Source organism: Hydrogenophaga laconesensis, from assembly GCF_031457235.1.
GTDB lineage: Bacteria > Pseudomonadota > Gammaproteobacteria > Burkholderiales > Burkholderiaceae_C > Hydrogenophaga > Hydrogenophaga laconesensis.
In genome coordinates this window covers 659,255-671,303 of record NZ_JAVDWE010000001.1, presented here as the reverse complement: position 1 = coordinate 671,303, position 12,049 = coordinate 659,255, and the positions used below count along the sequence as shown (strand labels likewise).

Below are 12,049 nucleotides of genomic sequence, written 5' to 3'. Positions count from 1 at the left end.
GTGCCTATTCCGGTCCGCGCGCAGATGCAGGATAATGAGCACGATTATAAATAGTCGTGCTCAATTTACATGGGGAGACGAAACAGCTTCCGCGGGCGACGCCGGCGGCCAACGGGCCGGGCGTTCGCCCCCGCAGGAGCGTGGTGACCGGGCCGTCCGCCCGGGCCGGTGGCGTCTCCGTACCGAACGCGAGATTCTCGAACAACACCCACGCCCGGACCGCTCCACGTCTTCCGCCATGACCTCTCCCATCACCTTCTCCCGCGACGGCCGCATCGGCCTGGTCGAGATCCACAATCCTCCGGTCAACGCCCTGTCCATCCCCGTCGTCGACGGGCTGGCATCCGCACTGGAGCAGTTCGAGGCGACCCCCGACCTGGACGCGCTCGTGCTGTACGGCCGCGGGCGCACCTGGGTGGCCGGCGCCGACATCACGGCCCTCGAGCAGCCCGGTTTCCCGACGGCGCGCTTCAACACCTTCCTGGCCCGCCTCGAGGCGCAGGCGCGCCCCGTGGTCGTGGCGTTGCACGGCACGGTGCTCGGCGGCGGCCTGGAGCTGGCCATGGCCTGCCACCACCGCGTGGCGCAGCCCCAGACGCGCCTGGGCCTTCCCGAGGTGAAGATCGGCATCATTCCGGGCTCCCTGGGCACCCAGCGCCTGCCCCGGCTCGCCGGGGCCGAGCTTGCGCTGGAGCTGATCTCGAGCGGGCGCATGATCGGCGCGGCGCAGGCGGCCTCGGCCGGACTGGTGGACGCGATCGCCGAGGGCGAGCCGCGCGCCATCGGGCTGGCCGCGGCCCGGGCCGTGCTCGCGGCGGGCGCGCCGCTGCGCCGCGCCAGCACGCTGACCGCCGCGCCGGCCTCCGCCGAGGCGCTGGACCGGGCGGAGGCGGCCGCCGCGAAGAAGCCCGGCTGGCCGCAGCTCGCCGCCGCCGTGCGCTGCGTGCGCGCGGCCCAGGAACTGCCGTTCGCGCAGGGCGCGGCGGTCGAGGCGGCCGAGTTCGAGCAACTGGTGCCCTCGCCCTCTGCGCGCGCGCTGCGCCACCTGTTCTTCGCCGAGCGCGAGGCGATGAAGATCCCCGGCCTGCCGCGCGACACGGCGTTGCGCCCCGTCCGCAAGGTCGGCATCGTCGGCGCCGGCACGATGGGCGGCGGTATCGCGATGAACTTCGCCAACGCCGGTATCCCCACGGTCGTCGTGGAAGTCTCCGACGAGGCCCTGCAGCGCGGCCTGGGGCTGGTGCGCAGGAACTACGAGGCCAGCGCCGCCAAGGGGCGGCTCACGCGCGAGCAGGTCGACCAGCGCATGGCGCTGCTGCAGGGCGCCCTCGACTACGCCGCTCTGGGCGACTGCGACCTGGTCATCGAGGCGGTGTTCGAGGACCTCGCCCTCAAGACCGAGGTCTGCGCCAGGCTGGGCGCGGCCGTCAAGCCGGGCGCCATCATCGCCACCAACACCTCCACGCTGGACGTGGACGCGCTCGCGCGCGCCACCGGCCGCCCGGCCGACGTGGTGGGAATGCACTTCTTCAGCCCGGCCAACGTGATGCGGCTGCTGGAGGTGGTGCGCGGCGCGGCCACCGCGCCGGACGTGCTGGCCACCGTGATGAAGCTGGCCTCCACGATCGGGAAGGTGCCGGTGGTCTCGGGCGTCTGCTACGGCTTCATTGGCAACCGCATGGCCGAGGTGTACATGCGCGAGGCGGAGTTCCTGATCCTGGAGGGCGCCGAGCCGGCGCAGGTGGACGCGGCCGTGGAGGCCCTGGGCATGGCCATGGGGCCGTGCCGCATGCTCGACATGGCCGGCGTGGATGTCGGCGCCCGCACCGTCATCGAGTACGGCAAGGCTGGCGGGCTACCGCCGGATCCGAGCTACCGGGCGCTGGTGCGCAAGCTGTTCGAACTCGGCCGCTTCGGCCAGAAGACCGGCGCCGGCTACTACCGCTACGAGGGGCGCAGTCCGCTGCCCGACCCGCAGGTGACCGCGATCGCCGCGGCGCTGGCCGCGGAACACGGTATCGCGCGGCGCGAGCGCATCGGGCCCGAGGAAATCGTCGAGCGCCTGATGTACCCGCTGATCAACGAGGGCCTGAAGATCCTCGACGAGGGCATCGCCTACCGGCCCGGCGACATCGACGTGGTGTGGGTGGCGGGCTATGGCTTCCCCGACCACCGCGGCGGGCCGATGTGGATGGCCGGGGAGATCGGGCTGGACGTCATCGCCGGCCGCCTGGCGCACTACGCCGCGCAGCGCGGCAACCCCTACGGCTATTGGACGCCGGCCCGGCGGCTGGCGGCCGCCATCGCCGGCGTAGCCCACGAGACACAGGAGACACCATGAAGATTTCATCGACCTTGCAGGAGGTCCAGCCGGACCGCTATGGACAGGAGGCGGACAGCGCCCTCCTGTCGGGCACGGAGGCCCTGGCGCGGCTGCCGCTGGAGCAGCGCTGGCGCGACCGGGCCGCCGGCCTCAACACCGGGGGCTTCATCTCAGGCTACCGCGGCTCGCCGCTGGCCACCTACGACATGGAGCTGCTGCGCCTGAAGGACCGGCTCGAGGCGGAGAACATCAAGTTCCAGCCGGGCGTCAACGAGGACCTCGCGGCGACGGCCGTGTGGGGCACGCAGTTCGTCCAGCTGTATCCCGGCGCCAAGGTCGACGGCGTGTTCGGCATCTGGTACGGCAAGAGCCCGGGCGTGGACCGCAGCGGCGACGCCCTGATGCATGCCAACACCGCGGGCACGGCGCCGCTCGGCGGCGCCATCGCGCTGGTCGGCGACGACCACGCCGCCAAGTCCTCGTCGCGCTCCGCGCAGTCCGACCTGCAGCTCAAGGCCCTCGGGCTGCCTATCCTGTATCCCTGCAACACGCAGGAGATCCTGGACTACGGCCTGCACGCCATCGCGATGAGCCGCTACGCCGGCTGCTGGGCATCGCTGAAGCTCGTCACCGACGTCGTTGAGACGACCAGTGTCGTCGACGTGCGCCCCGCGCGCCTGCAGGTCGCCCTGCCGCCGCTGCCCACCGACCCGCCTGCAGGCCTGCACATCAAGCGCAACGAGCCGCCCCTCGAGATGGAGGCGCGCCTGTACGAGCACCGCATTCCCGCGGCGCTCACCTATGCGCGGGCCAATGGCCTGAACCAGATCCGGCTTCAACCGAAGCAGCCGCGCCTGGGCATCGTCTCGGCCGGCAAGAGCTGGAGCGACGTCCGCGCGGCGCTGGCGCTCCTCGGGCTGGACGATGCCGGGGCGGAAGCGGCCGGCCTGCGCCTGCTCAAGCTCGGGCTGATCTGGCCGGTCGATCCGCAGATCACCGCCGAGTTCGTCCAGGGCCTGGAGGCCGTGCTGGTCATCGAGGAAAAGCGTCCCTTCATCGAAGAGCAGCTGCGCGCCATCCTGCAGGAGCTGGGGGGCGGCGCGCAGGTGCGCGTGGTCGGCAAGGCGATGCCGCCCGGCATGGGACGGCCCGAGCCCGGGCAGCTGCCGATCTCCGGCGAGCTCTCGCCCCAGATCGTCGCGCGCTCGATCGCGCTGCTCGCGGGCATTCCGTCCACCGACGCCGTGCAGATGGCGCCGGCCTCACCGGGCCCGGTGCGCATGCCCAACTTCTGCTCGGGCTGTCCGCACAACACGTCCACCGTGGTGCCCGAGGGCAGCCGGGCGATGCCCGGCATCGGCTGCCACGGCATGGCGATGTGGATCCGCCCGGAGACCACGGGCACGGTCACGCACATGGGCGGCGAGGGGATGTTCTGGGTCGGCCAGTCGTCCTTCACCGACGAGCGGCATGTCTTCGTGAACATCGGCGACGGCACCTTCTACCACTCGGGCAGCCTGGCGCTGCGCCAGGCGGTGGCGGCGCGCGTGCGCGTGACCTACAAGGTCCTGTACAACGGCTACGTCTCGATGACCGGCGGACAGCACCACGATGGCGACGTCACCGTGGCCCGGATCATCGACATCGCGCGCGCCGAAGGCGTGGGCCGCATCGTCGTGGTCACCGACGACACCGGACGCTACGACGGGGTGACGCTGCCCGATGGCGTGACGCTGCGCCCGCGCGTCGAGCTCGATGCGGTGCAGCGCGAGCTGCGCGAGTTCGACGGCGTGTCGGTGCTGGTCTATGACCAGGCCTGCGCCACGGAGCTGCGCCGGCTGCGCAAGCGCAAGAAGGCGCCCGACCCCGACAAGCGCACCTTCATCAACGCCGAGGTCTGCGAAGGCTGCGGCGACTGCGGCGTCAAATCCAACTGCATGTCGGTCGAACCGCTGGAGACCGAGCTCGGCCGCAAGCGGCGGATCAACCAGTCCAGCTGCAACAAGGACTTCTCCTGCGTGGAAGGCTTCTGCCCGAGCTTCGTCACCGTCCACGGCGGGCAACTCAGGCGCCCGGCGCGCGGCGGGGCCGCCGGTGGCGACTGGCCGGCGCTGCCGGAGCCGACGCTGCGCGGCGTGGAGGGCGGCTACAACGTCCTGCTGGCCGGCATCGGCGGCACGGGCATCGTGACCGTGGGCACGGTCCTGGGGCAGGCGGCCCAGCTCGACGGCCTGGCCACCAGCCTCCTGGACCTGACCGGCCTGGCGCAGAAGTACGGCGCCGTGATGACGCACCTGCGCTTCGCGACCGATGCGGCCGCGATCCCGAGTTCGCGCCTCACGGTCGGCGAGGCCGACGCGGTGATCGGCTGCGACCTGATCGTGACGGCGAGCCAGGAGGCCTTGTCCAAGGTCGCCGCCGAGCGCAGCTTCGTCGTCGTGAACACGGCGGTGAACCCCACCGGCGAGTTCACCAAGTCCCCCGACTGGGATCCGCACGCCGAGCAGTTGCTCAACCGCCTCGGCGAGCGCACCCAGGGCCATCTGCACGCGCTCGACGCGAGCCGCCTGGCCACCACCCTCATGGGCGATGCGATCGCCATCAACATGTTCCTGGTCGGCTTCGCGTGGCAGCACGGCCGCATCCCGGTGACGCTGGCGGCGCTGCAGCGGGCGATCGAGCTCAACGGCGTCGAGGTCGATTTCAACCGCCAGAGCTTCGAGTGGGGCCGGCGCGCCGCCGTGGACCTCAAGGCGGTCGAGCGCGCCGCGGCCAAGGCCTCGGATGGCCAGGTCATCCAGTTCGCGCCGCGGCCGCTGCAGCGCGTGGAAGACATTGTGGAGGACCGCAGCCGCCGCCTGACCGACTACCAGAACAGCGCCTACGCGCAACGCTACCGCGATCGGGTGGCCAAGGTGCAGCGCAAGGACGCGGCCATCGGCGCCAACGGCCGCCTGGCGCGCGCGGCCGCGCGCTACTACTACAAGCTGCTGGCCGAGAAGGACGAGTTCGAGGTCGCCCGCCTGTACAGCGCGCCGGAGTTCCGGCGCTCGATCGAGGCGCAGTTCGAGGGCGACTACAAGCTGCACTTCCACCTGGGGGCCTGGCCGTTCGGCCGGCGTGACGCCGAGGGCCACTGGCACAAGCGCGAGGTGGGACCCTGGATGCTGTCGGCCATGGGCGTGCTGCAGCGGCTGCGTGGCTTGCGCAACACCTGGCTCGATCCCTTCCGCCGCACGCCGGAGCGCAAGCTGGCCCTGGGCCTGCTCGCGCGCTACGAGGCGGATCTCGATCTGATCCTCGGGCAGGCGGCGCCGGAGACGGCTGATGCGGCGGTCGAACTCGCGGCGCTGCCCGAACGGATTCGCGGCTACGGCCATGTGCGCCAGGCGCACGCGGACAAGGTCGAAGGAGTGCGGGCGGAGCTGCGCGAGCGCCTGGCTCGCCAAGGGGCGGAGCAGCTGGCGGCCTGACGCGCACCGGGCCGGAGCGTGTCTCCGGCCCACCCAGGCGCCCCGGAGAGGGCGCACTGAGTAAGTAGAACAAAACGAGACCAGGAGACATGTCATGAGCACAGCTTCGCTGCGGCACCCGCCGCCGCCCCCGCGCGCGTCCCGCCGCACGCTCCTGCGCGCCGCGGGCGCGGCGGCGGCCTGCCTCGCCGCCCCGGCCCTCGCACAGCCGGGCGCCGTCGTGAAGTTTACGGTGGGCTACCCGCCCGGGGGGCTGATGGACGCCATCGCGCGCTTGCTGGCGCAGGGATTGGAACGGGAACTTCGGCGAACCGTGATCGTGGAGAACCGCCCCGGGGCGGGCGCGCGGCTGGCCGCAAGCCTCTTCAAGCGCCAGCCAGCGGACGGAACGAACCTGATGCTGGCCACGGACTCCCTCATGGTGCATGCGCCGCATGTGTTCACGAGGCTCGGCTTCGACGTGTTCCAGGACTTCACGCCGGTGGCGGCGGTCTCGAGCTTTTCCTATGTGCTGGCCACGGGTCCGGACCCCAGGGCCGACTCGCTGGGGGCGCTGGCCGAATGGCTCCGCAGAAGCCCTGATCGCGCGGCGTTCGGCCACCCCGGCGCGGGCAGCGCGCCGCATTTCTTCGGACTGGTGCTGGGCGAGAAGTTTGGCGTGCCGCTGACGGCCGTGCCCTACCAGGGCGGCGCCCCCCTGCTGACGGCGCTGGCGTCCGGCGGGCAGATCACCTTTGGCGTCAACGCGCTGGCCTCGGACATGCTGGAGTTCCACCGGTCCGGCAGGACGCGCATCCAGGCCGTCACCGGCGACCAGCGCAGCGCGCTGCTTCCCGACGTTCCCACCTTCGGTGAACTCGGCTATCCGTCCGTGCCCCGCGGCTGGTCGGCCCTCTACCTGCCGCACGACGCGGCGGCGGAGGTGGTGTCGCGCCTGAACGAGGCGCTCCAGGCGGTGCTGGCGCAACAGGAGGTGCGCGAGCGCATCGCCGGCTTTGGCATGCAGACCGAGAGCGGCAGCGCGCAGCGGTTGGCCAGGCTCGCCCGCGCGGACTACGCTACCTGGAAGCCCATCATCGAGAAGTCCGGCTTCAAGCTGGACAGCTGACGCGATGACAGGCACGGATGGACAAAAGGGGCCCGGGCTCCTCGAGGATGCATCCCCGGTCCCGGCGCGGCATCTGCCGCACCGGGAAACCCTGGCGCTTGCGGCCATGGAGGCATCTCCCGACGGGATCCTGATGGTGGACCGGGCAGGGCACATCGTCATGGTCAATGCGGCCATGGAGGCCATCTCCGGCTATGCGTCCGAGGAACTGTGCGGACAGTCGGTAGGCATCTTCCTTCCGCCGGCCGCCCGCGACGCGCACGCCCGCCAGCTGGAGGCGTATTTCCGGTCGCCGTCGGGCAGGCCCATGGGCAGGGGACAGGATTTCCGGATCATGCGCAAGGACGGCAGCCTGACGGCCGTGGCTATCGCGCTGGGCCACACGGATGTCTCCGGCGGAACCGCCGTGGCATTCGTGCGCGATATCTCGGACGTGCGCGGGCTGGAGGCCAGGATCCGCTTCCAGGCCACCCACGATACGCTGACGGGCCTGGCCAACCGCTGGCAGTTTGGCCTGGAACTCGAACAGGCCATCGCCGTTTCGGAGCGAACGGGCCAGTCCTTCGCGTTGTTGCTGCTGGACCTGGACGACTTCAAGGCCATCAACGACGGCTATGGGCATGCCGCGGGCGAACGGCTGCTGCTGGAGGCGTCGCGGCGGCTCCAAAGCGCGCTGCGTGCCGGCGATACCGTGGCGCGGCTCGGTGGCGACGAGTTCACCGTGGTCCTGCCCGCGATCGCGCAGCCCCAGGACGTGGAGCAAGTGGCCGCCAAGCTGCTCGGTGTCCTGTGCCAGCCCTACCGGATGCACGGCTTCGATCTGGCGTTCAGCGCCAGCCTGGGAATCGCCGTGTATCCCAGGGATGCGCGGGACGCCACCACGCTGCTGCGCTACGCGGACATGGCCATGTACCACGCCAAGAATTCCGGCCGCGCCAGCTACGCCTTCTACGCGCACCACATGGGCTGGCGCATGGAGGAGAAGCTCCAGCTGCGCGAGCAGCTCAAGATCGCGCTGGACTCCGACGGGCTGGAACTGCACTACCAGCCGCAGGTCAATGTGGCCACGGCCGAGGTCGAATCAGTGGAAGCACTGCTGCGATGGACCCATCCCCAACTCGGGGAGATCCCGCCCAGCCGTTTCATCCCCGTGGCGGAGGCCACGGGCATGATCCTCGCACTGGGTGCCTGGGTGATCGACCGCGCGTGCCGGCAGATCGCCGCGTGGACGGAGGCCGGCCTGCCGCTGCGTGTCGCGGTCAACCTGTCGACGCAGCAACTGCGCCAGGTGGACCTCGTCGAGCAGATCGAGCGCAGCCTGGCTCGGCATGGCGCGCGTCCCGATCTCCTGGAGATCGAAGTGACCGAATCGGAAGCCATGGCGGATCCGGAGCAGGCCAGGCAGGTGCTGTGGCGCCTGCAACGGCTGGGCATCTCCATCACGCTGGACGATTTCGGGACCGGTTATTCCTCGCTGGCCTATCTGAAGCATCTGCCGGTGTCGCGCATCAAGATCGACCGCGATTTCCTGCGCCCTTTGTTGCGCAGCCCCGAAGATGCCGCCCTCGTGCGGGCCATCGTCGTGCTGGCGCAGACCCTGGGCCTGCGGGTGGTGGCCGAGGGCGTGGAGAGCACCGAGCAGCTTTCGCTGCTCGTGCGCTACGGCTGCGATGCGTACCAGGGCTGGCTGTTTTCCAAGGCCGTGGCGGCGCACCAGATTGCCGGGCTGCTGCGGTCGGCGCCGCCGGACGACGCGCTCCCGCCCACCCATATCGATGCGGCGAACGAGACGTGGGCCCGCCGCATCCCTTCTGAAGTCCAACTGTCCAAGTAGGAGAACCGCCATGGGAAATGCATTGGTGCATTCGGGAGACGCAGCGCAGCCTGGATCGAAGCCCCGCCCCGGATGGGCGCGGCGCCGTCTGCTGCGCGCCGCGGCCTGGCTCGCGCTGGCACCAGCCGGCTGGGCCTTCGCCGCCGAGCCGCTGGTCATTGGCCAGTCCCTGCCCCTGGGCAGCGCCGACGACGGCAGTGCCGCGCGCGCCAGTGCGGGCGCCCGGGCCTACATCGAGTTCGTCAACGCCTCGGGAGGCATCCGCGGGCGGCAGCTCAAGCTGCTCACCTTGGACGATGGAGGCGACCCGCGCCGCCACGTCGACAACCTGCGCCAGCTGGTCACCCAGCACAAGGCGGTCGCGTTGCTCAACTGCGTGGGCGATGCCGCCTGCGCGGCGGGCGCGCAGGTGGCGCGCACCGAGAAGGTGGCGCTGATCGGCCCGATGTCGGGGGCGGCAGCCCTCGGCCGGGACGCCAACCCTTATGTGTTCCGCACGCGCGCGACCTATGCGATGGAGGCGGAGGCGCTGACCAAGCAGATGCTGGCGCTCGGCACGAGCAAGGTCGTGATCGTCACCGACCGGCTTCCCGTCTCCGAGGGCGCGGCCGCGCTGCAGGAGGCCTTCGCGCGGCAGCGCATCGCATCGACCGTGCTCGACGTGGACCCTTCCGCGTCGGCATCGGTGGCGCGTTTCCGCTCCGAGGCCACTTCGGGCAGGTACCACGCGATGTTCGTGGACATGGGCGTGGAGGGCTTCGCACTCGTATCCAGGCTGAGCCAGGAAGCCAGCGACCGGTGGCCGTTGTTCGTCACGACCTTCGCCGCGGGCAACGTGAACTCGCTGCTGACCGGGTTCTCGGGCAGGGTGGTGGGTTTCACCTCGGTCGTTCCCAACCCCGAGGTCGCGTCGATCCAGTTGACCCGGGACCTGCAGGAGCACGCGGAGCGTTTCGCGGGCGGCGGACAGGCGGTGACCTTCGCCGGGATGGAGGGCTACATCAACGCGCGCATCTGCGTGGACGCGCTGCGGCGCGCCTCCGCGGCGGGCATGGTCGACGCGCGCGGCGTACTCGCCGCCATGAACACCATGGGCAGCGTCGATCTCGGGGGCTTCACCGCGAATTTCTCGGCCTCGCCCTCCGCCGCCTCCGACCGGGTCGATATCGTCGTGCGGTCGCGCAGCGGGCACCTGTTGAAGTGACGCCGGCATCCCGCCGCCTCGGCGCTGACTGCCTAGCCCTGCGTGAATCTCGTGCAAGGGTCCGACTGCAGAGACGGCCGATCACCGAGGTAGAAAGTCCCCGGACTTCAGTGACCGGATGCCAATAGTTGTGGCGCCACCTGACGCAGCAGCGTGCGAAGCCACTTGTTCGCGCCGTCGCCATGGACCCGACGATGCCAATGCTGAACCACGGTGAAGCGGGGCTGGGCAATGGGCAGCGCGAAAACGTGCAGACGCGGCCTATCCGGATGGAGGGCGACAAGGCTCTCGGGTACGGCCGCCACCAGGTCGGACTGCGCAACGAGCGAGGGCACGGACAGAAAATCCGGAACCTGTAGCTGCACTCGGCGGGAAGGCGAGAGAGCGGCCAGCGCGGCCTCGATGCGTCCGATGGCCGGGCCGCGCGGCGTGACCACACAATGCGCGCTGCGCAGGTAGCCGCTGACCGTCTGCAGCTCTGCGCGCAATGGATGGGATTTGCGCGCAATGCCGACGTACTGCTGCTCCAGCAGCCGTTGGCGATAGAGGTTCGGATGGGCCTTGCTGGGCGTGCCGATCACGAGGTCGATCCGGCCCGCCTCGAGCTCGGCCCACACCTCCTCGCCGCCTGCACGCACGATCTCCAGTCCGATGCGCCAGTCTTCGTTGGCGATGCGCCGCAACAGGCCGGGCAGGAACACAAGTTCCGCCACGTCGATCATGTGGATGCGGAAGACCCGGCTGGAGCGCTGCGGATCGAAAGACTCGCTCAGTCTCTGGACGCGCTCGAAGTCGAGCAGCAGACGCTCGGCCTCGGTGGCAAGCTTGATTGCCAGCGGCGTGCGCGTCAACTGGTTTCCCGATCGCTCGAACAGCGGGTCGCCATAGTGCGCGCGCAACCGGGACAGCGCATGGCTGACCGTCGATTGGCTCAGGTTGAGGCTCGCTGCTGCGGCAGTCACGCTGCCATGCCGGGCCAGCGCTTGCACCACCCGCAGCAGGTCAATGTCGAGGGCCATGCGTCAATTTCAGGGTTATCGATGCCGTCGATGGATTCTATGGCCCACGTCGTTGGGCGTCGCGCCGAGCCGTTCCTAAGATGGCTGTGGATTCGCCCACAACAAGGAGACACGCATGCTTCGTCAGTTCGTTCGATTCATTGCCGCCGCGCTCGCGTTTGGCGCGTGCGGCGTTCAAGCTCAGCCGCAGACGGGTTTTCCGGTCAAGCCCGTTCGCATCGTGATTCCCTACCCGGCGGGAGGACCAGTCGATGCTGCGGGCCGCCAGATTGCCAAGGGCATGCAGGAGATGCTCAAGCAGCCCGTGATCGTCGACAACAAGCCGGGAGCCAGCAGCACCATTGGCAGCGCCGAGGTTGCACGGGCCCCAGCGGACGGCCATACGGTGCTTCTGACGCTGGCCGATAGCTTTACCTACGTTCCTCACCTCTTCAAGAAGCTGCCCTACGACCCCTTTAAGGACTTCGCATTCGTCACCCAGTTGGCGCTGACACCGCCTGTGCTGATCTTGCGGACCGACGCGGGTGTCTCAGGGCTGAAGCAAATTGGCCCGGGCGGTGCTGCGCTCAACTACGGCACGTGGGGCCCAGGGAGCTACCCGCACCTGATCGGCTCGGCGCTAGCCCGGCAGACGCGCGGCAACCTGACCATCGTCGCCTACAAAGGAGGTGCGCCCGCCGCGCAGGATCTCATGGGCGGACATATCCAGATGACGATCGCCAGCATTCCGCAGGCTTTGGACATCCAGCAGAAGGGCCTTGCCACCATTTCCGCCATCGCCGGCACGCAGCGTTCACCGCTGATCCCCGACGTCCCCACCTTCGTCGAGCTGGGCTTCACCGATCCGACTTTCGCGGTCCCGATCTGGCTGGGCCTGGCCGCACCCGCCGGAACTCCCGTGTCCGTGGTGAGCCGGCTTCGGGATGCCGCGGTCGCGGCGCTGAAGCTGCCGGAGACGCAGAAGTTCCTCCAAGGCTTCGGATGGCGCGCGCTGGGCAACTCGCCGTCCGAGTTCCGCGCGGCGGTGGAGCGCGAGGGGCCTGTGATCGCGGAAGCCATGAGGCTCGCGGGCGTACAGCCGGAGTAGC

Annotated in this window: 7 protein-coding genes; 6 read left to right on the top strand and 1 reads right to left on the bottom strand. The window is 70.0% G+C overall.

The features are described 5' to 3' along the window. Nucleotides 1-238: 238 nt before the first annotated feature. The 5 genes from J2X09_RS03245 to J2X09_RS03225 all read left to right on the top strand — a co-directional run bounded on the left by J2X09_RS03245 (nt 239) and on the right by J2X09_RS03225 (nt 9,942). Nucleotides 239-2,341, top strand: a complete 2,103-nt coding sequence (locus tag J2X09_RS03245; protein ID WP_059400373.1) for a 3-hydroxyacyl-CoA dehydrogenase NAD-binding domain-containing protein — start codon at nt 239-241, stop codon at nt 2,339-2,341. Then, nucleotides 2,338-5,796 (top strand): indolepyruvate ferredoxin oxidoreductase family protein, encoded by a 3,459-nt coding sequence (locus J2X09_RS03240; protein WP_059400374.1) that lies wholly within the window; start codon nt 2,338-2,340, stop codon nt 5,794-5,796. The genes J2X09_RS03245 and J2X09_RS03240 overlap by 4 nt, the downstream gene beginning before the upstream one ends. Before the next feature lie 94 nt (nt 5,797-5,890). Beyond that, nucleotides 5,891-6,904 (top strand): tripartite tricarboxylate transporter substrate-binding protein, encoded by a 1,014-nt coding sequence (locus J2X09_RS03235; RefSeq protein WP_059400375.1) that lies wholly within the window; start codon nt 5,891-5,893, stop codon nt 6,902-6,904. A 106-nt stretch (nt 6,905-7,010) separates the two neighbouring features. Next, the gene (locus tag J2X09_RS03230; protein WP_063840194.1) at nt 7,011-8,738 is read left to right on the top strand and encodes a putative bifunctional diguanylate cyclase/phosphodiesterase; all 1,728 of its coding nucleotides are present in this window, start codon (nt 7,011-7,013) and stop codon (nt 8,736-8,738) included. Between the two features lie 10 nt (nt 8,739-8,748). Continuing rightward, a complete protein-coding gene (locus J2X09_RS03225; RefSeq protein ID WP_059400376.1) occupies nt 8,749-9,942 on the top strand; it encodes an ABC transporter substrate-binding protein in 1,194 nt (397 codons plus the stop codon). A gap of 107 nt (nt 9,943-10,049) precedes the next feature. Here the strand turns inward: J2X09_RS03225 and J2X09_RS03220 are convergent, their stop codons facing one another. Then, nucleotides 10,050-10,961, bottom strand: a complete 912-nt coding sequence (locus J2X09_RS03220; protein ID WP_059400377.1) for a LysR family transcriptional regulator — start codon at nt 10,959-10,961, stop codon at nt 10,050-10,052. A gap of 115 nt (nt 10,962-11,076) precedes the next feature. Between J2X09_RS03220 and J2X09_RS03215 the strand changes: the two genes are divergently transcribed. Further along, the gene (locus J2X09_RS03215) at nt 11,077-12,048 is read left to right on the top strand and encodes a Bug family tripartite tricarboxylate transporter substrate binding protein (RefSeq protein ID WP_059400378.1); all 972 of its coding nucleotides are present in this window, start codon (nt 11,077-11,079) and stop codon (nt 12,046-12,048) included. The last annotated feature ends 1 nt before the right edge of the window (nt 12,049 follow it).